Raw genomic sequence first — 19415 nt, forward strand, 5'->3', positions numbered from 1 at the left:
TAGAGACCCCTCACTCCTTTGTAGATTGATGTTGCTGATTAATTTCACTTAGTAAATCCCTATATTGTTCTTTTTTCGGTTCAAGATTTGCCGCCTTTTCAGCATTTAATTTTGCCTGTTTAAGATCATTTTGTTCTAAGTTAATCAGTGCAAGGTTAAAATAAGCCTCATCCAATTTTGGGTCTAATTGAATCGCTTTTTCCAAATGGGTTTTCGCTTCAGGCAGCATATTCTTCTTTATTTCTACAAAAGATAAAAGAAAATAAGTTCTTTCTGAAAGGTTAGCTGCATTTTTTTCTGTTTCTTTTAATAGTTGGTAAGCTTGATTGTATTTACCTTGTTTGACATATTCCTCTGCCATAATTAAGTTAGAGTTTTCATCCTTTGCTTGCGGCGCAGAAGAGCTAAATCCATATGATAAAGAAGACCAAACAATAGCTATTGAAGCAATAAGAAATACCATTTGCCATAAAAGTTTTTTCCTTTTAGGAAAATGAGTAACACCAGCTGCTAAAAATCCTCCTGCCAGCCCGCCAAGATGCCCGGCATTATCAATTCCTGATGCCGAAAAACCAAACACAAGATTTATTCCAAGCACAACCAGGATGTTCAGCCCCATCGTTCTAAAAAATAATTTAGGATACATGGCACCAAAATACAACAGAGCGCCAAAGCATCCAAAAATTGCACCGCTCGCACCTGCAGACAAGTTGGAACTAAACAGGAAACTGGCTATAAAACCCGTAAACCCGGCGAATAAATAGATAATAAAGAAACGAGATTTACCGAATATCCGTTCAACCGTCGTTCCTAGAAAGTATAGCGCAAGGGTATTCATTAGCAAATGCAGGAAACCGATGTGCAGGAAAATAGGGGTGATGAATCTCCACCATTCACCTTGATCAATCAAGGCATTTACTTTAGCACCATATTTTATTAGTGTTGACGTATTCGTGCTCCCCCCATTAATTTCTAACCAGAGGAAGACTGCAAGTTGAATGACGATAAACATATAGGTAAATAAAGGTTTTCCATTAAATAGAATTTCTTGTTCCGCTTTTACTTTATGAATGGCAAGATCTAAGGCCGATTTCTTTAATTCATCCACTTCTTGTTCCGAATATTCATTAGAAATTTCAAAATAAATATTCCAGCCGAGCTTTTCAGACAATCTCCTAAAACCTGATTCCAATTCATCGTTTACTAAAAGGACGGAAGTTACCGTCGTTTTATTTCCTTGTGGAAAGACAAATGGTCTTTCCAGACGATATTCATATTCATCAACCGGTGGAAACTTACTAACATATATATTCATTACATTTAGTTCGCTTTTACCGATTTGTTTACGGACTCTTTCCCCGTTAGTAGCCGTAAATTCAATATCTCTCTGCATGGCATTACTCCAATCTAAATCATGGAGCAGCATTCGTATGATTGGAGCTTTTTTATTTTCTAATTTTTCAAGCCACAATTCTTTCTGATTTTCAAATAATTGAATAACCCTATATCCATGATCAGAGATGAAAGAATAGGCCAACCTCCAGAAGATGTAACCTTCTCTATTATTCATTTCTCCCCTACTTTCTATTTCAGCTATAAGTGAATTGGTCTTGATACGGTCATGACCAGTACAAGTTTACAGCTTAAGCTATACATAACGAAGAAGTATAATCTGTATTCATTTTTTCCCCGTTTCTTTCATTATAAACGATATGAACCTTTAATCATTGCTTTAAACCATCGAAGAATAGATATTTAATTATTTAGACAAAAAAGAACCATCTGTGGTTTTCACCTAGCAGATGGTCCTCCAAAAACAGATGACATTAATTTTTGTCTTACCCCAGGTAAGCTCATAATTGAGCCTACCGCAAGCCGCCGCATCCAGCCTGTACCTATTAAGGCATTGATGATTCTGTACCTGTAGCGGAATACAACATAGCCAATGGAACCAATCATAAATATCGATGTTAAAAGACGAGACATCTTCATCCCTCCTATTACTATTCTGTGATAGGAACAAAGGATTTATCCATTTATTCTCGAAAAAGAGACGGAAGAAGAAATCCGTCTCTTTTATTCCATTTAGAATTTCGTAAACACAGGTTCCATTGTCTTTTTTAATACCTGAACAGAGTTTGCAAACTGTGCCTTTTCTTCTTCATTCAAATCTAGTTCAACGATTTCCCTGACTCCATTGCGATTTACAACGGCAGGAACACCGATATAGATATCATTATGACCGTATTCCCCGTCTAGATAGGTGGAAACAGTAAGGACGGAGTTTTCATTTCGTAAAATTGCTTTCGTTAACCGGACTAACCCCATAGCAATTCCGTAATATGTAGCACCTTTACGCTCAATGATATGGTAAGCGGCATCACGTACATTTAAGAAGATTTGATTTAGGTCATCCCGATTAACAGCAGACTTATTTTTTGTCCATTCAGAAATAGTTGTCCCAGCGATATCAGCATGGCTCCATACAGGAAGCTCTGTATCACCATGTTCTCCAATGATATATGCATGGACATTCCTTGTATCTACGTCAAAATAATCACCAAGTAAATAACGGAAACGGGCCGTATCTAAAATCGTACCAGACCCAATAACCCGCCCTCTTGGAAGACCAGAGAATTTCCAGACGGCATATGTTAGGATATCAACAGGATTAGTGGCAACTAGGAATATACCATTAAAGCCGCTGTCCATAATTTCATCTACAATTCCTTTGAAGATTTTTGTATTTTTTTCGACTAGATCAAGTCTAGTCTCGCCAGGCTTTTGATTTGCCCCTGCAGTAATAACCACGAGATCAGCCACACCACAATCCTTGTAATCCCCATACCAAATCTTCGTCCTAGATGGTGCAAAAGGCAGTCCATGATTCAAGTCCATGGCATCACCTTCCGCTTTCTCCTTATTTAAATCAATTAATACCAATTCTTCCGTTATTCCCTGATTTAAAAGGGCGAACGCATAACTTGATCCAACGAAACCAGTTCCGATCAGGACAACTCGGTTAACACGTCTTAACATCCTCATTCCTCCAATTTATATTTAGCAGATAATTACAGTGTAAACATTAATATGAGTACAATTTACAATTTTACCAAAAAAATCTTAAAATGACGATTGCTAACACTGCTGACATAAATCCCGAAAGAAAATTTACCATATCATTATCCACTAAGGTGTATCCTTTTATTCTAGTTGTTGGAATTTGACAATGACTCTTTTTCTCCGTTGTAATTCCACATTGTCCGCATACATAAACTTGTTGGCAGAGGGCCCCAAATAACGTATCAATGACATTCCCAATATAGCCAAATAGAAAAATAAGAATTACAAAAAAGAGATTTAATTGGAAAAGGAAATAACTAAGTGCCGAGATAAAAAAAGAGCCCGCAATCGCCGCAGTACTGCCCAAGCCACTAATTGCCCCTGAAGTTCCTCTCTCTACTCGTTTAAATGTTCGTATGTAAATAGGATTTTTCTTACTTAAACTGCCAATTTCCGATGCCCATGTATCAGAATTGGCACTCGCTAAACTAACGATAAACCCCAAAAGCCAAGTTTGATCAGGATGAATTGAATAAAGGAGACTAAAAAGTGAGGCCGCTCCCCCGTTCGCAAGGACTTGCAGCCAATCACGGGTTCCACCTTTTGCTAGTTTTTCTTCCAATGACTTTTTTGCCGTACTTTTATATTTTGACCAAAGACTGGAAGAGGCAAAAAAAGCACCGAGAAGGGCAAGTCCCTCTAGTTTAAAACCAGTATAAACAGCCGCCCCTACTAGGATCGCTGTAATGGCACCCGTTAGGGTCAGCGAATTTAGTCGGTATCCAGCCAGCGCCACGAAGATGATAAAAATATAAACCGAAATAACTCCGATCATTTTGTTGTGATAACCTCATGATTGGTAATAATTTTTGAAACAGGGATGTCATAGTCTTCAATTGGAAATTGCGGAATGATTTGCTGATCAAAGGCTAACGAAATGGTTTGACCAGAATAGTGGGATAAGAAACGATCATAGTATCCACCGCCAAATCCTAACCGATGGCCGGTCCTAGTATAGGCAAGTCCCGGTACGATTAATAAATCAATCATTTCTTCATTCATTTCGTCGGTCAATGCTACTATTGGTTCGAAAAGACCAAAATAGACTGATTCAAGCTGGGAAAACTCTGTAAGGATTCTAAAGGATAATTTCTTATCAGTTGGATTACATTTTGGTACAACGACAAGTTTCTCTTGTTCCCAAGCTTTTCGAATTATTTGGTATGTATCTACTTCTGGCTGCCTTGAGACATAAATCCCGATAACCTTTGCATTTATCCAATCATCGGCAGCAAATAAGGTTTGGGCAATCTTATAGGAATAATCCTCATAAACGGGTCTTGGAAGGTTCGAAAGAATTTCTTTAACCTGTTTCCGTAATTCATCCTTGCCACTCATAACAGATCCTCCTTACTTATTTAATGGCAACAAAAAAAGCAGCAGGAAGCCCTACTGCTTATTTTGTTTCACGATGTGCTGTTGTACGCTTTTCTCTTGGGCAATATTTCTTCAGCTCAAGACGATCTGGGTTGTTACGTTTATTTTTTGTTGAAATATAGTTACGATCTCCACACTCAGTGCAAGCTAACGTAATATTTACACGCATGTCAATTTCCCTCCAAACGATTAAGCAGTTCGTTCATACGACTTTTCTATAATATCATTTTTCATTAGGAAATGCTAGTGTGTTTTTTAAGAAGTGCATTTTCTAATAAAATCAGTTCATTTTTGTTGGAGCCGCTAATCGTCCAGGTATCCATTTTTTTCGTTTGATGCGGTTCAATTGCCATACTCATCGTAAAGATACTAGCTGCAGGACCTTTTGCCATGGGTTGATATTTTAAGTTTCCTTTTTCAATGGAATTCCAAATTCGGTCTGTATAGGCATTCCACAAAGGCACAGCCGTATATTCATTTATATTTGCATTTGTACTGTGGCCATTCACCAGATAAACATGTGTTTTCGCATGATGAATAATATGATTCTCAATTGGTGATACGAATGTCAAGTTATCTTGTCCAACATTCACCAAATGGTGCATCGCTAAAATTTGAACTTGGATCGTTTTATGACTGTGATTGCTTACATAGACACTTGAAAGACAAATCTTAGAATGAATTTGTTCATCCTTTACTTTAACAACTAACGCTTCGTCATAAATCACTTTTTCCTTCGTGTTTTGCAGCCATACATATTTCCCATTCACCCAAAGTCCCGGAACAAATTGAAGTGATTCCGTCGCTAATTCAAGATGAGAAGCATGTTTTTCATTTTGTAGTTCAGTAATTAAGTTCATCATCATGCACACCTTATTTTTCAATTATTTGGCGATGCCCCTTGTACCTTCTCATTCACTCGTTGTCGTAATACAGTATCTTCCATAATCCTGCTTGTTTCAGCAGCAATCCGATTCCAGCCATAAAGACTATGAACAATTTGCTTACCTCTGCTGCCAATTTCTTTCGCTTTCTGTGGTTGATTGATTAAAAAATCAATTTGTTCCAAAAGACTTTGAGGATTACCTGGGACCATCAGCATCCCCGTTTGCAGATGCTTAATTATCCCTTTCATACCGCCAGTATTCGATACTACAGTTGGTTTTCCAAGAACCATAGTTTCTAATACAACAATTCCGAATGGCTCGTATAGGCTTGGGATCACAGCTAGCTCACACCCCTCAATAAGGGCATTTCTTTGGTCATCAGAAACATATCCAACAAAAGAAACATAGCTCTCCAAACCACGCCCTTTAACCTGATTTTGATACTCTGTAAGCATGGGTCCTTTTCCGGCAATCACAAAAATAAAGTTTAGTTTCATTTCTTTTGCTATTGCGGCTGCCTCAATTATGGTTTCGAATCCTTTTTCTTCAACAATTCTTCCAATTGAAAAAATATACTTTTTACCGGTTAGTTCCGGAAATACTTGAGAAACTTTTTTATCAACGATTAATGGTTCAATTCCATTCGGAATAACGGTTATATTCTTATTCTGTGAAGTAAAAACCTGATTAAGTTCGTCCTTCATAAATTCACTGCAGACAATAATTTGCTCTGATTCGATCATTAATTGCTGTTCCTTTTCATGAATGAACTGCTGCATTTCGGTATAAATCCCATTATTTCTGCCATGTTCCGTTGCATGGATGGTAGTTAATAAAGGAACTCCTAATAGCTCCTTTAGGGAGATCGCGGCTGCTCCGACAAGCCAATCGTGAGCATGGATGAGATCGAAGTCTATCTCTTCTGCCAGCTGTTCCGCCTTAAATGCTATTGCCAAATTGAGACCGGCAATCCATGATAGAAAATGGTCATCGTATTCATTAACTGGTCTTACACGGTGGACAAATATCCCATTCATTACTTCAAATGACGGAAGATTATGTTTCCCTGCTGTCAGGACATGAACCTCATGTCCTTGTTCCGACAAATGAGTGGATAATCCAACTACATGCCTTGATAACCCCCCGACAATATTAGGCGGGAATTCCCAGGATAGAATTAATATTTTTAACTTCCAGGCAGCTTGGAGCTTACTTTCTGGGTTACTGGATTCTGGCTGTCGTTTATTCATTTTGCTCCCCCAGAGTTGTCTGATTTCACATAATAACTATAAGTACTAACTTGCTCAACCCATTTAGGGGATTCTTCCTCATATCGTTGAAATTGCAACATTTCCTGCTGAAATATATTTATGCCTTCTAGGTTAGCAGAAGGCGTTTGAATACAATTAGAACGATAAAGAGGGAAAAAAACTTTTCCTGAAATGTAAACACCTAATTCTGCAAGATACCTCCGGTTTTCTGCCAAGCCTTTAAAAAACCAGTGTCCGCTTTGGAAAGGAACAGTTATTTCATTAAAATGAAGAGCGTTTTTTCCATTAAACAAAATATCCGTTACGTCATAAATCCTAGTAACCATGACAAGTTCTTCAAACTTTTGATTAAAAAATCGTTCGATGATTTTTTTTGGTACTTCGGAAATGTCCCAGAAAAGTATTATTTTATGAGGTGTCACAAGCTTTGCCTTTAGCTCACCTTTTAGTGGAATTAATTCTGATGAAATAGAGTAATCTGAGGAATTGGGATCCTTAGAAGAATGCCTATTAGGTTCATTCGTGAGTTCATTTTTATTTTCTTCCAACCATTTATTCCAGCGATATTGGACTTTCCCTATGGTTGTATTCAATTCAGAGGCGATTTTACGAAATGATAAGCCATTCCCTCTTAGTTTGATAATTTCCTCAATCATTTTTTTCCTCCATTCTGTAAACAATCAATATATGCTGTTAATTGCAAAATAATTCTTACTAAATTAATGGTATCACCAGATAAAGAAGCATTCAATAAACGCATTTTGTCGTATTTTGGTTAGCCTATACAGCAAGCTTTATTTACAGGTAATAAATTTTTTTTAGTTACGCATACCCTTTCAGTTTTTACATGTATCAACAAATTACCTACCGGATAATGCTCATCTTTTCGACAACATTATCTAAAAAGGCAAAAAAAGAAGCATGGAGATTTAATCCCTATGCCTCCTAGCTTTTTAAATCTTTCCATTATTCAATTGAGCATATCGTTATCTAGTCTGTAAGACGCAGCCAGTGATAAATTGCAGCCATGCATATACCCCGGTCTTAACCGTTTCAGCAACTGCCGAATCTTTGCTTGGGTCCAGACAAACAAAATCAATATGCCGGACAATCGAATGCTTGCCGATTTCTAGTACTATATCAAACAGCTCTGCTGCTGTCATGCCGCCGGGAGTAGATGCTGGTACACCCGGTGCAACGGAAATATCCAGCACATCCATATCGACGGTGACATAAACACGGTCAACTTTTGCGGTCAACTGCCGAAGCGCATCCTGAACACTATTAATAAGTCCATGTCTACGTGCTTGCTTTAACGTCACCATTTGAATATTGTATTTTTCCGCATAATCAATAAGCGGCTTCGCATTAAAGTAGCCATGCAAACCAATATTGATAACATTCTCTCCTTTGACCGTATGACCATCAATTAGCTGCCTAATCGGCGTTCCGTTTGCAGGCCCTAATTCTGCCGGATCCCTTACATCAAGATGTGTATCAAGCTGTAAGATTCCAATCGTTTCTTCTTTAAAAACTTCTTTAATTCCCCGCACCGCACAGGCCGTTGTAGAATGGTCACCGCCAATCATGCATGTTACAGTTGAAGGATAGTTTGCTGCAAGATAGGCCGATGTCTGTTGGATACGTTGATGTGATAAAAGAATATCCGTTGTATGCATCGCCACATCTCCCGCATCTGCAACCTTGAATGACGTCAAATCAATCATTTCATCCAGGTTGTAGGTGGCAAAGCCCCTCCACATCCGTCGAAATTCATCTGGATACAAGGAAGCTCCTGATACACTTATGGATGACCGAGAAATCGGTGCACCATAAACAATTAAATTAGGTATTTCTTCCATTTCCGCCAATGGCTGCACCCAATGGTGCACATAGCCAGTTTCACCCTTTAATCGATTCCAGGACCATTCGGGTGCCTTAAGCCAATGTTCTCCCACCTGAATCCACCACCTTTACACCCTTTTTCCACACAGCCTTAACGTGATTCACTCCGAAAAGATATTGAAGCTCCTGATAGTTTTTTACATTCCATAACACGATATCAGCCTGCTTACCCACTTCAAGTGATCCTACTTTATCTTGGCGGTTAATCGCACAGGCAGCATTAAAAGTGGCTGCTGTTAAGGCCTCTGCTGGGGTTAGTCTCATGGAAATACAAGCTAGGTTCATCACAAGCGGCATTGAAGTTGTAGGTGAGGACCCAGGATTGCAGTCAGTAGAAATAGCTACAGGTACACCTGCATCGATCATTTTTCTTCCTGCTGCAGCTGCTTCGCGTAAATAGAGCGCTGTTGCCGGAAGCAGGCAGGCAATCGTGCCTGCATCTGCCATAGCTTGAATTCCTTCATGGGAAGCTTTCAATAAATGCTCAGCTGAAATTGCCCCTACCTTTGCTGCCAATTCCGCTCCGCCATAAGGCTCAATTTCGTCAGCATGGATTTTCGGGATCAATCCAAAGTGCTTACCTGCTTCTAGAATGCGTTCAGATTGTTCTGGTGTAAAAACTCCTTTTTCACAAAAAACATCGTTAAATTCTGCTAATTCTTCCTGGGCGACTTTCGGCAGCATTTCATCGACTAAATAATCGACAAATTGATCTTCCTTCCCCTTAAACTCAGGGGGCACGGCATGGGCCCCCATAAAGGTAGGAACAAGGTCAATCGCATGCTGTTCCTGCACGATCTTCATGACGCGAAGCTGCTTAAGTTCGGTTTCGAGATTCATGCCATATCCACTTTTGCCTTCTACAGTTGTTACTCCATGAACAAGGAACGAATCAAGCCGGCGTTTAGTTTGTACGACTAATTCCTCTTCCGTTGCTTCCCTTGTCATGCGGGTGGTCGCATGGATTCCTCCACCCGCATTCATGATATCCATATAGGTTGCACCTTCAAGGCGCATTTCAAATTCACGCTCGCGGCTTCCTCCGAATACAACATGTGTATGTGGATCTACAAGTCCAGGCGTTACCAAATGATTTGAGGCATCCACAATCATTGCTGTATTTAATTTTTCCTTATAGCATTCCTCAATTTCCTTCGTCGTTCCAACCGCTGAGATAAGTCCATCCTCAATCCACAAGCTGCCGTCTTCAATCAAACCAAGCTGTGACATCGCTCCTTTTGAACGGGGACCTTTTATTTCGGAAGCAAGCGTTGCAAGCTGGGCGGCATGTTTAATCCAAATTGGTTTTTCCATTACTGATCATTTCCTTTGTCAAGCATTGGGATTTTAATTCCTTTTTCCCGTGCTGTTTTCTTTGCAAGTTCATATCCGGCATCGGCGTGGCGTACGACACCCATACCCGGATCTGTTGTCAATACACGTTCAATTCGCGCCTCTGCTTCTTTCGTACCATCTGCGACAATCACTACTCCCGCATGTAAGGAATAACCCATTCCAACTCCACCGCCGTGATGGACGGATACCCAGGTAGCACCGCCCACTGCGTTAACCATGGCATTTAATATTGGCCAGTCAGACACAACATCAGATCCATCTTTCATCGCTTCGGTTTCACGGTTCGGTGAAGCAACAGAGCCGGAATCCAAATGATCACGTCCAATAACAATTGGTGCTTTTAGTTCCCCTCTAGCCACCATGTCATTCAGTATTTTGCCAAAACGGGCGCGTTCTCCGTAGCCCAGCCAGCAAATGCGGGAAGGGAGCCCCTGGAACTGGATTTTTTCCTGAGCCATCCGGATCCAGTTGCATAAATGTTCATTATCGGCAAATTCCCTTAGAATAGCCTGGTCTGTTTTATAAATATCTTCAGGGTCACCTGACAGCGCCACCCACCGGAAAGGCCCTTTCCCTTCACAGAATTGAGGACGGATATAAGCTGGTACGAATCCAGGGAAGTCAAATGCGTTTTCTACCCCTTCATCTTTAGCAACCTGGCGTATATTATTGCCATAATCAAATGTCACTGCGCCTTTTTCCATCATCTCAAGCATCGCTTTCACATGCACTGCCATAGAAGCCTTCGACCTCCTGACATACAGTTCAGGATTTGTTTTCCGCAGCTCCGTTGCAGCTTCAAATGACAAACCCGCAGGTGTGTATCCGTTCAGCGGGTCGTGCGCTGATGTTTGATCTGTCAGCACATCAGGGATAAAGTTTCGTGTGATCATATCCGGTAAAACTTCAGCTGCATTACCCAGTAAGCCAATGGATAATGCCTTTCCTTCCCTTTTTGCCTCTTGAGCCAATCGTATAGCCTCATCCAGGGAATCCGTTTTCACATCGGTATAGCGTGTTTCAATCCGGCGATCAATCCTTGTCTCATCCACATCAATACCGATGCAGACCCCACCGTTCATCGTAACGGCAAGCGGCTGAGCTCCACCCATCCCTCCAAGGCCCGCGGTTACTGTTATCGTGCCTTTTAAAGAACCATTAAAATGTTGTTTAGCGAGTTCCGCAAATGTTTCGTATGTTCCCTGTACAATCCCTTGGGAGCCGATATAAATCCAACTTCCAGCGGTCATTTGTCCATACATCATTAATCCCTTTTTGTCGAGTTCATGAAAGGTATCCCAATTGGCGTATGCCGGGACAATATTTGAATTTGCAATCAGTACACGTGGTGCATCGGTATGAGTTTTAAACACCACCACGGGCTTTCCTGATTGGACAAGTAGCGTTTCATCCCCCTCAAGATGTTTCAACGATTCTACAATTGCATCAAAACAATCCCAGTTTCGTGCCGCCTTTCCGATCCCTCCATAAACAACAAGTTCTTCTGGATGCTCTGCTACATCCGCGTCTAAATTGTTCATCAACATGCGCAGTACGGCTTCTTGCTGCCAGCCTTTTGTATTCAATTCTGTCCCTCTATACCTAATAACTTTATTTGATGTATTTGTTTTCATCTTTTCTACCTCCAAATTATGATATTTTAGTTTAATAGTGGATTCCTTGTTTTTTATTATCATTTAATAAAAATTTTACAATCTATTTTTTAACTTATTCCCTGCTGAAATCAGCGTCTTGTAATGGAACCATTTTTGATTTCTTTACTACTTTATAGCTAAGATATCCAAATAAAAATAAAGGCAGGCCAATATAAGAAACCAGAATCCCATACCAGTCTATTTGATCACCGACAAACGCTTGGTAATTACTTCCAAGCATTGCCACCAAACATAACACTGTCGCTAGAATCGGACCTAACGGGAACCATTTCGCAACATATGGAAGGTCTTTAAAATCTCTCCCTTGTGCAATAAATGCTTTTCGGAATCGGTAGTGTGTAACAGAAATACTTAACCAAGAGATATAACCTGCTAAGCCAGCAGCATTTAATAACCAGGAATAGACTGTTCCGTCACCAAAAAGAGAGGTTAGGAAGCAAAGCATTCCTACTAACGTGGTCAAATATAGGGCGCTTACAGGAACACCTCCTTTATTTACTTTTTTCAGGAATGCCGGGGCTTTTCCTTCTTCAGCTAATACCCAAAGAACACGTGAACCAACGTATAAACATGAGTTTCCTGCCGATAGAACAGCCGTAAGAATAACAGCATTCATCGCCGCTGCGGCAAATGCCAGGCCAGCATGTTTAAAAACTAGCGTAAATGGACTAACTGCAATGTTTTCAAGATCCGAACTTAATAAATTGGGATCCTTATAGGTAATTAGGCATCCAATAACGAAAATGGCTAAAATATAGAATAAAAGAATTCTCCAGAAGATTTGTTTAATCGCTTTAGGGATATTTTTTTCAGGATTTTCACTTTCACCTGCAGCTACCCCAACCATTTCCGTTCCTTGGAAAGCAAACCCCACTACCATAAAGACACTAAAGATGGATAAAAGACCTCCTTTGAATGGCGCTTCTCCTTTAGTGAAATTTTCAAATCCACCTGTATGCCCCTTCATAATCCCAAAGATCATCAGTAATCCCACAACAATAAAAAGCAAAATGGTTACAACCTTGATAATGGAAAACCAAAATTCAGATTCACCATAACCTTTTACAGATAAAACATTCAGACCAAAAATAAGGACCAGAAAAGTTGCACTCCAGACAATACCCGGAATAGTAGGAAACCAATATTTCATAATCAAGGAAGAAGCCGATAATTCAAGAGCCAGAATAATGGCATTGTTATACCAATAATTCCAGCCGACAGCAAACCCTAAGGCAGGATCAACGAATCTTGAAGTATACGTACTGAAAGAGCCCGAAATTGGTATAAATACAGCCATCTCCGCCAGGCTTGTCATGAGGAAGTAAACCATGATCCCTGCAATAAGATAGGCTGCCAGTGCCCCTCCTGGACCGGCATCATGAATAGTAGTACCGCTAGCTAAAAAGAGGCCAGTACCAATCGTGCCGCCAATGGCAATCATTGATAGGTGCCTTGTTTTTAATTTTCTTTCTAAATGTTCATGTTGTTCACCCGGATTTGTTGGTTGATTACCTTTTTGTAGGGCCATATTTTGCATAAAACACCTCTTTTATTATTTAGTATAGTTATCAATAGTAGGACCAATAGGGAACCTCATGAGGAGAGCGATGATTATTAATTAATTAACGTCTTAAAATACTAATTTATTCGTTTTGCTCCGTAAGAATTATTTTACGTTGTCTAATTGCTGGAGTAATTTTTTCAGGTCCATTGTTTTAAGACCTTCAGCTGCTGTTTCAATATCTTTTGAAAAAATACGGTCCTTTTTAATCGAAGGAACAAGTTTTCTTCCGGTATCATAAAGCCTTCTTGTTTGGTTTGCCATTTTCTCAATTCCCCGGTATTCAACCGCCTGCATCGCACAAATCAGCTCTATTGCCAGGACTCTTCTTGTATTCTGAATAATTTGATGGGCATGCCTGGAAGCGATTGTTCCCATGCTTACATGGTCCTCTTGGTTCGCTGATGAGGGAATAGAATCTACACTTGCTGGATGTGCCAGAGTTTTGTTTTCCGAAACAAGAGATGCAGCAACATATTGCATGATCATAGCACCTGATTGTAGGCCTGGCTGCGGACTTAAAAATGGTGGTAAATCATTTAATTGTGGATTGATTAATCGTTCAATCCGTCTTTCAGAAATATTCGCCATTTCTGCAACCGCAATTTTCATAAAATCCATCGCAAAAGCGATTGGCTGTCCATGGAAGTTCCCGCCGGAAATTACTTTTTCACCATCATCAAAAATTAATGGATTATCCGTTGCAGCATTCATCTCAATCTCCAATTTCTCTTTTACATAATCCAGGGCTTGCCACGTGGCACCATGAACTTGCGGGATACATCGAAGGGAATATGCATCCTGTACTCTCAATTCTCCCTGTACCGTCGTCAATAAACTATCGCTTAAGTAACCGCGGATTCGTGCTGCGGTATCGATTTGCTGTTGATAACCCCGTGCAAGATGAACCTCTTCAGCGAAGGCATCAATAATTCCAGTTAATCCTTCAATCGTCATCGCGGAAATTAACTCACTTTGGAATGCAAGTTGTTCTGCCTCGAGATAGCCAACCACGCCCATTGCTGTCATTGCTTGCGTTCCGTTGATCAGTGCAAGGCCTTCTTTTGCTTGAAGTGTTACTGGGAATATCCCTTCTAACTGAAAGGATTCAAGTGAGTCCATTCGGTTTCCTTTATAAAATACTTCTCCTTCCCCGATTAGCACCAATGCCAAGTGTGAGAGCGGTGCCAAATCACCGCTTGCTCCAAGGGAACCTTGCTGCGGAATCACGGGGATTATATCCTTGTTTACTAAATCTAATAATCTATCAATAACAATCGGTCTAATTCCAGAATAACCCTTCAAAAGGGCATTAGCGCGAAGAAGAACCATTGCCTTTGCAACAACCTCTGGGAACGGCTCACCTACTCCGCAAGCATGTGAGCGGATTAAATTGAGCTGCAGATCTTGAACATGATCCTTATCAATTAGAACATCGCTGAATTTACCAAACCCTGTTGTAATTCCATAAACTACTCTTGATTCGGATACAATCCTTTCAACCGCTTTCCGGCTCTTTCCGGCAGCCTCAATACTTTTTTCGCAAGCGGCCACCTTCTGTCCTCCGAATAAAACTTCCTTCATTTGAGTTAGGGTTAAACTTTGGCCTGTTAACGTAATCATGATATCTCTCCTCTACCACTTTAGTATAATAAAGAAAGAGGCTGGATTCCGATTCTGATTAGAATTGGAGTCCAGCCTCTTTTATTACCATTTTTGAATTTTGAACTATTTTTTTACGCCACTTCATGTGTTTTCAATCCCATCTTATAAAATTCTATTACTATGATAATTATCATATGTGAGTAAACCATGTTTTGTCAACAAAATATTCCGAATTTTAGCGCAATAATACTTTAGCACAATAGTAAATGAAAGGCGTAGCAAAAGGAATAATCTTATTTCATAGAAAAAAGGAGACTGCACATTACTAGGCAGCCCCCTCTTGTTTAAGCATTTAAGTTTAGTCGTTTTCCTGTAACAAGATAAATGACGTTCTCAGCAATATTCGTTGAATGATCGGCGATTCTCTCGACATTTCTACAAACAAATGCTAACTGAATGATTTGGTTGGTTGAATTTAGATTTTGCGGGATATATCCTATTAATTCTTGAATTAGACGGCCAAACATTTGATCCACCTGATCATCTTTTTTTGCACATTCTTTTGCCAGAGAAACATCCTCAGTGGTAAAAGCTTCAATCGACTCAGAAACCATCTCCAAAGCGATTCCCATCATATTTGGTATATCAATGATCTCCTTAATATGCTTTTCATGACCTATGTGAATGGTGGATTTAGCAATATTTACGGCAATATCAGCCAATCTTTCAATTTCTGATGATACCTTTAAAGCAGCGCTTATTTTTCTAAGGTCGGTAGCTACAGGTGATTCTCTTGCAATTAATAATAAGGCTTTATCATTGATTTCTTGTTCCAAATTATTAATTTCATTATCCCCCATTAGAACAGCTTTTGCCTTATCGAGGTCTTGATTGACTAAAGAAAGCATAGCATCTTTAATCGCCATTTCTGCTTTTTTAGCCATGGATAATAATATTTCATTTAATTGTAGTAAATTATGATCAAAATTAGACCTTGTACTCATTTTGTCCACCCCATCATCCGAATCTTCCGGTAATATACCCTTCCGTACGTGAGTCCGCAGGGTTTGAAAATATAGAAGCAGTAGCATCTAATTCAATCAGTTCCCCCATTAAGAAGAAGGCTGTTTTATCTGACACCCGTGATGCCTGCTGCATGTTGTGAGTAACAATGACGATTGTATACTTTTCTTTTAACTCTAAGATCAATTCCTCTATTTTCAAAGTAGAGATTGGATCTAACGCAGAAGTTGGTTCATCCATTAATAGGACCTCAGGTTTAGTCGCTAAAGCCCTGGCAATACACAATCTTTGCTGCTGTCCGCCCGATAACCCCAAAGCAGGTGTGTGTAATCGGTCCTTCACTTCATCCCATAATGCTACGTCCATCAATGATTTTGTGACAATCTCATCAAGATGGACCTTTTTTTTAATCCCATGAATTCTCGGTCCGTAGGCGATATTATCATAAATAGATTGTGGAAAGGGATTTCCCTTTTGGAAAACCATCCCCACATGTTTGCGAAGGTCTACAAGATCTACTTTTTCATCAAGGATGTTCTTACCATTTAAGTTAATTTCACCGGTCATTTTGACATTCGGAACCATATTAATCATTAAGTTAAGTGTTTTAATAAAGGTGGACTTACCACATCCAGATGGTCCAATTATTGCGGTAACTTCTTTTTTATTTATGGAAAAGTTTATATCTTTTAAGGCATGATGGTCTCCGTACCATAAATTTAAATCTTTTATATCAAATATTTGCCTTGTTAACGTTGAAGTTGTCATGATGATGCCCCCTTATCCGAATCTTCCAGAAATATATTCTTCAGTCTTTTTTACGGAAGGATTGGTAAAGATTTTTTCAGTAGAATCAAATTCAATTAAATCTCCATTTAAAAAGAACGCTGTTTTATCGGAAATACGGGAAGCCTGCTGCATATTATGGGTAACAATAATAATCGAATAATCCTTTTTCAAGTCAACAATCAGCTCTTCTACCTTTGCATTGGAAATGGGGTCTAATGCGGATGATGGCTCATCAAGGAGCATAACTGCCGGCTTCATCGCAATCGTCCTTGCTATACAAAGACGTTGCTGCTGTCCACCCGAAAGTGAAAGAGCAGATTTATAGAGACGGTCCTTTACCTCATCCCACAAGGCTGCTTTTTCTAGACTTTCTTGTACAAGATCATCAAGCAGGCTTTTCTTTTTAATGCCGCTAAACTTCAATGCATGGGTAATATTTTCATAGATAGATTTTGGAAACGGATTGGGCTTTTGAAATACCATACCAATTTCTTTTCTTAATGCGACTACATTGATTTGGTCGGATAAGATATTTAGGTCTTCATAAAGAATTTCACCTTCGGCTCTTGCTCCTGGAATTAGATCATTCATCCGATTGATACTTCGCAAAAATGTTGACTTCCCACAGCCAGACGGTCCAATTAATGCAGTTACCGCATTTTTCTCTATATCCATTGAAATGCCATTTACGGCGCGTTTTTCTCCATAAAATATTTCCAAATTATTTACCTTTAAGATATTTTCCATTTGGAACGGGACGGTTGTTTCAAATGTTTGTTCCATAGATTCCTTTTCCAATAGAGTCGTAACCATCCATTTTCACCTGCCCTTTATTTAGTTGCTGTAATTTTTTTATGAATCATGCTGCCAATCCATCTTGCTAAGAGGTTAAATAGTAAAACTGAAATAACCAGCACGGCGGCAGAACCATTTGAAACTTCTTCAACGTCAGGAATTAAGCCCTGTGTATTGACTGACCAAATGTGTACAGCTAGCGTTTCGGCAGGACGAAAAATATTAAGTGGGGATTGATCAGAAAATGGATTCCAGTTAGCATAATCAAGCCTTGGTGTCGATAGACCAGCCGTAAATAGCAATGCGGCCGCTTCACCAAATACCCTTCCTGCAGCAAGAATGGCACCAGTTAAAATGGATGGAAATGCACTTGGTAAAATAACCGTTTTAATCGTGTGCCAATGCGTAATCCCTAAGGCAAGACTTGCCTCTTTTAAATCGCGGGGAACAGCACGAATCGCATCCTCACTCACCCGCACTAGCACTGGAAGATTAAATACCGTTAATGCTAAAGCACCGCCCAAAATCGTATAACCCCATCCGGTTAAATTAACGAACATTAATAAACCAAACATCCCAATAACAATCGATGGCAGAGAAGCAAGGACTTCAATACATGAACGGATCATATCGGTGACCTTCCCCGGTTTTGCATATTCCGCCATATAGATTCCACCACCTACACCAAGTGGAACGGTAATTAACATCGTTATAAACAGAACGTAGAAGGAATTAAATAATTGATCGCGAATTCCTCCCCCTGCAAGTACATTACTTGAAGGTGTGGTTAAAAAATGAAGTGATACATGTTTTAGGCCATTCACTAAAATATAGGAAAATAGTCCAACTAAAATAGAAATAATAATAATGGCAATCGCTACAAATACTCCTGTGGCTAATCGGTCAGCAGTTTTGCTATTCATTACAGCTTCCTCCTCGATGATAGATAACGGATCAGGAGAATAAACGCAAACGACATAACTAATAAAATAAGACCCATCGACCAAAGTGTGTTATTTTCAACACTTCCGTAAGTGGTGTGTCCCATATTTAAGGTAATAATGGTCGTTAAAGTTGCTGAAGCATCCAATAGGCTTGTTGGTATATCTCGAACGTTACCGATTACCATTTGGACAGCTAAAGCTTCTCCAAATGCCCTTGCCATACCTAAAACTACGGCAGTCAACAAGGTGGGCAAAGCAGCCGGAATAAGAACCTTGCGGATCGTTTGCCAACGTGTTGCCCCAAGAGCATAGGATCCTTCTCGTAAACTTTTTGGTAATGAACTCATTGCGTCTGTCGCAATGGTCGTAATCGTTGGTAAAATCATGATGGATAACACAATCGTCCCTGAAAGCAAACTAAATCCTAATCCGCCCACATGTTCTCTGATAAAAGGAACTAAAACTGTAAGCCCGATGAATCCATAAACAACGGATGGAATTCCAACTAAAAGCTCAATGATTGGTTGTAATATTTTTCGTCCCCATGAAGGTGCAATTTCTGTCATGAATATGGCACCGCCAATTCCTAATGGTGCCGCAACAATTGCTGATAAAAAGGTAACAGCAAAAGATCCGAAGATAAACGGTAAGACTCCATACTCTGGATTAGCTTTATCGGTAGGATTCCAGTGGATACTGGTTAAGAACTCAATAAAATTAACACCATTCTTAATAAATGATTGCAGCCCTTTTGTGCCAAGGAAGATGGTAATCGAAATGGTGGCAGAAATCATAATCACCGCACATAATAACACAAGAATCTTTCCACGAACTTCTCCATCCATCCGATTTTTTCCGGACTTTAACAATCTTTCCCTAGCTGGTACGATCTTTTCCATTGCAGCAACACCCCTATATACGTCATAAGAGGGTAAATGCAGTTCCACACTTACCCAGTCATTCAATTAACTATCAACTTATAAATCTTTTTAATTTCTTTCCGTATCACGTTCTACTTTCATCCTTGTTCCTGTTTTCTCTTACATATACAAGCATAAACCCTAAGTGTAAACGGAGTTTTAATCGTATGTAAAGGTTTTGTA

19 protein-coding genes are annotated in these 19415 nt (G+C 39.7%); all 19 read right to left on the minus strand.

Annotated elements, in window-relative coordinates:
* Positions 1-10: 10 nt before the first annotated feature.
* The 19 genes from L1999_RS21545 to pstC all read right to left on the minus strand — a co-directional run bounded on the left by L1999_RS21545 (position 11) and on the right by pstC (position 19211).
* Positions 11-1570 carry a rhomboid family protein gene (locus tag L1999_RS21545; RefSeq protein WP_235740437.1) on the minus strand — a complete coding sequence of 520 codons (1560 nt, stop codon included), beginning with the start codon at positions 1568-1570 and terminating at the stop codon, positions 11-13.
* Positions 1571-1791: 221 nt separating this feature from the next.
* Positions 1792-1986, minus strand: a complete 195-nt coding sequence (locus tag L1999_RS21550) for a hypothetical protein (protein ID WP_215043607.1) — start codon at positions 1984-1986, stop codon at positions 1792-1794.
* 99 nt (positions 1987-2085) lie between these two features.
* Positions 2086-3039, minus strand: a complete 954-nt coding sequence (locus L1999_RS21555) for an L-lactate dehydrogenase (RefSeq protein ID WP_235740438.1) — start codon at positions 3037-3039, stop codon at positions 2086-2088.
* A 70-nt stretch (positions 3040-3109) separates the two neighbouring features.
* Positions 3110-3898 carry a DUF92 domain-containing protein gene (locus L1999_RS21560; protein ID WP_235740439.1) on the minus strand — a complete coding sequence of 263 codons (789 nt, stop codon included), beginning with the start codon at positions 3896-3898 and terminating at the stop codon, positions 3110-3112.
* On the minus strand, positions 3895-4461 hold the full coding sequence (locus tag L1999_RS21565; RefSeq protein ID WP_235740440.1) for a 5-formyltetrahydrofolate cyclo-ligase: 567 nt from the start codon (positions 4459-4461) through the stop codon (positions 3895-3897). The genes L1999_RS21560 and L1999_RS21565 overlap by 4 nt, the downstream gene beginning before the upstream one ends.
* A 58-nt stretch (positions 4462-4519) precedes the next feature.
* A complete protein-coding gene (gene rpmG / locus L1999_RS21570) occupies positions 4520-4669 on the minus strand; it encodes a 50S ribosomal protein L33 (RefSeq protein WP_015594975.1) in 150 nt (49 codons plus the stop codon).
* A gap of 64 nt (positions 4670-4733) precedes the next feature.
* Positions 4734-5360, minus strand: coding sequence for a hypothetical protein (locus L1999_RS21575; protein ID WP_235740441.1), 627 nt, complete (start codon positions 5358-5360; stop codon positions 4734-4736).
* A 20-nt stretch (positions 5361-5380) separates the two neighbouring features.
* Positions 5381-6637 (minus strand): glycosyltransferase family 4 protein, encoded by a 1257-nt coding sequence (locus tag L1999_RS21580; protein WP_235740442.1) that lies wholly within the window; start codon positions 6635-6637, stop codon positions 5381-5383.
* Complete coding sequence (locus L1999_RS21585) at positions 6634-7206, minus strand: DUF4912 domain-containing protein (protein WP_235740443.1); 573 nt, start codon at positions 7204-7206, stop codon at positions 6634-6636. The genes L1999_RS21580 and L1999_RS21585 overlap by 4 nt, the downstream gene beginning before the upstream one ends.
* 438 nt (positions 7207-7644) lie before the next feature.
* Positions 7645-8616, minus strand: a complete 972-nt coding sequence (locus L1999_RS21590) for an agmatinase family protein (protein WP_235740444.1) — start codon at positions 8614-8616, stop codon at positions 7645-7647.
* Positions 8597-9877: an imidazolonepropionase gene (hutI, locus tag L1999_RS21595; protein ID WP_235740445.1), complete on the minus strand. Its 1281-nt coding sequence runs from the start codon at positions 9875-9877 to the stop codon at positions 8597-8599. The genes L1999_RS21590 and hutI overlap by 20 nt, the downstream gene beginning before the upstream one ends.
* Positions 9877-11553, minus strand: coding sequence for a urocanate hydratase (hutU, locus tag L1999_RS21600; RefSeq protein ID WP_235740446.1), 1677 nt, complete (start codon positions 11551-11553; stop codon positions 9877-9879). Before hutU ends, hutI begins: the two co-directional genes overlap by 1 nt.
* 94 nt (positions 11554-11647) lie before the next feature.
* Positions 11648-13123 carry an amino acid permease gene (locus L1999_RS21605; RefSeq protein ID WP_235744424.1) on the minus strand — a complete coding sequence of 492 codons (1476 nt, stop codon included), beginning with the start codon at positions 13121-13123 and terminating at the stop codon, positions 11648-11650.
* A 138-nt stretch (positions 13124-13261) separates the two neighbouring features.
* A complete protein-coding gene (hutH, locus tag L1999_RS21610) occupies positions 13262-14779 on the minus strand; it encodes a histidine ammonia-lyase (RefSeq protein ID WP_235740447.1) in 1518 nt (505 codons plus the stop codon).
* Between the two features lie 326 nt (positions 14780-15105).
* On the minus strand, positions 15106-15765 hold the full coding sequence (gene phoU / locus L1999_RS21615) for a phosphate signaling complex protein PhoU (protein WP_235740448.1): 660 nt from the start codon (positions 15763-15765) through the stop codon (positions 15106-15108).
* 13 nt (positions 15766-15778) lie between these two features.
* Complete coding sequence (gene pstB, locus L1999_RS21620) at positions 15779-16552, minus strand: phosphate ABC transporter ATP-binding protein PstB (RefSeq protein ID WP_235740449.1); 774 nt, start codon at positions 16550-16552, stop codon at positions 15779-15781.
* Between the two features lie 12 nt (positions 16553-16564).
* Positions 16565-17356 (minus strand): phosphate ABC transporter ATP-binding protein PstB, encoded by a 792-nt coding sequence (gene pstB, locus L1999_RS21625; protein ID WP_235744425.1) that lies wholly within the window; start codon positions 17354-17356, stop codon positions 16565-16567.
* A 47-nt stretch (positions 17357-17403) separates the two neighbouring features.
* A complete protein-coding gene (gene pstA, locus L1999_RS21630) occupies positions 17404-18291 on the minus strand; it encodes a phosphate ABC transporter permease PstA (RefSeq protein WP_235740450.1) in 888 nt (295 codons plus the stop codon).
* Positions 18291-19211, minus strand: a complete 921-nt coding sequence (pstC, locus tag L1999_RS21635) for a phosphate ABC transporter permease subunit PstC (protein ID WP_235740451.1) — start codon at positions 19209-19211, stop codon at positions 18291-18293. The genes pstA and pstC overlap by 1 nt, the downstream gene beginning before the upstream one ends.
* Between the last annotated feature and the right edge of the window lie 204 nt (positions 19212-19415).

Source organism: Neobacillus drentensis, from assembly GCF_021560175.1.
Classification (GTDB): Bacteria; Bacillota; Bacilli; order Bacillales; family Cytobacillaceae; genus Neobacillus; species Neobacillus drentensis_A.

Excerpts from the sequence above, each read along its gene's own strand:
- pstB (WP_235744425.1), bottom strand. The coding sequence starts at position 17,356 with ATGGAACAAACATTTGAAACAACCGTCCCGTTCCAAATGGAAAATATC.
- L1999_RS21550 (WP_215043607.1), bottom strand. The coding sequence starts at position 1,986 with ATGTCTCGTCTTTTAACATCGATATTTATGATTGGTTCCATTGGCTAT.
- L1999_RS21565 (WP_235740440.1), bottom strand. The coding sequence starts at position 4,461 with ATGAGTGGCAAGGATGAATTACGGAAACAGGTTAAAGAAATTCTTTCG.
- pstA (WP_235740450.1), bottom strand. The coding sequence starts at position 18,291 with ATGAATAGCAAAACTGCTGACCGATTAGCCACAGGAGTATTTGTAGCG.
- rpmG (WP_015594975.1), bottom strand. The coding sequence starts at position 4,669 with ATGCGTGTAAATATTACGTTAGCTTGCACTGAGTGTGGAGATCGTAAC.
- L1999_RS21560 (WP_235740439.1), bottom strand. The coding sequence starts at position 3,898 with ATGATCGGAGTTATTTCGGTTTATATTTTTATCATCTTCGTGGCGCTG.
- pstB (WP_235740449.1), bottom strand. The coding sequence starts at position 16,552 with ATGACAACTTCAACGTTAACAAGGCAAATATTTGATATAAAAGATTTA.
- phoU (WP_235740448.1), bottom strand. The coding sequence starts at position 15,765 with ATGAGTACAAGGTCTAATTTTGATCATAATTTACTACAATTAAATGAA.
- L1999_RS21580 (WP_235740442.1), bottom strand. The coding sequence starts at position 6,637 with ATGAATAAACGACAGCCAGAATCCAGTAACCCAGAAAGTAAGCTCCAA.
- L1999_RS21545 (WP_235740437.1), bottom strand. The coding sequence starts at position 1,570 with ATGAATAATAGAGAAGGTTACATCTTCTGGAGGTTGGCCTATTCTTTC.
- hutI (WP_235740445.1), bottom strand. The coding sequence starts at position 9,877 with ATGGAAAAACCAATTTGGATTAAACATGCCGCCCAGCTTGCAACGCTT.
- L1999_RS21605 (WP_235744424.1), bottom strand. The coding sequence starts at position 13,123 with ATGGCCCTACAAAAAGGTAATCAACCAACAAATCCGGGTGAACAACAT.
- hutH (WP_235740447.1), bottom strand. The coding sequence starts at position 14,779 with ATGATTACGTTAACAGGCCAAAGTTTAACCCTAACTCAAATGAAGGAA.
- pstC (WP_235740451.1), bottom strand. The coding sequence starts at position 19,211 with ATGGAAAAGATCGTACCAGCTAGGGAAAGATTGTTAAAGTCCGGAAAA.
- L1999_RS21575 (WP_235740441.1), bottom strand. The coding sequence starts at position 5,360 with ATGAACTTAATTACTGAACTACAAAATGAAAAACATGCTTCTCATCTT.
- L1999_RS21555 (WP_235740438.1), bottom strand. The coding sequence starts at position 3,039 with ATGTTAAGACGTGTTAACCGAGTTGTCCTGATCGGAACTGGTTTCGTT.
- hutU (WP_235740446.1), bottom strand. The coding sequence starts at position 11,553 with ATGAAAACAAATACATCAAATAAAGTTATTAGGTATAGAGGGACAGAA.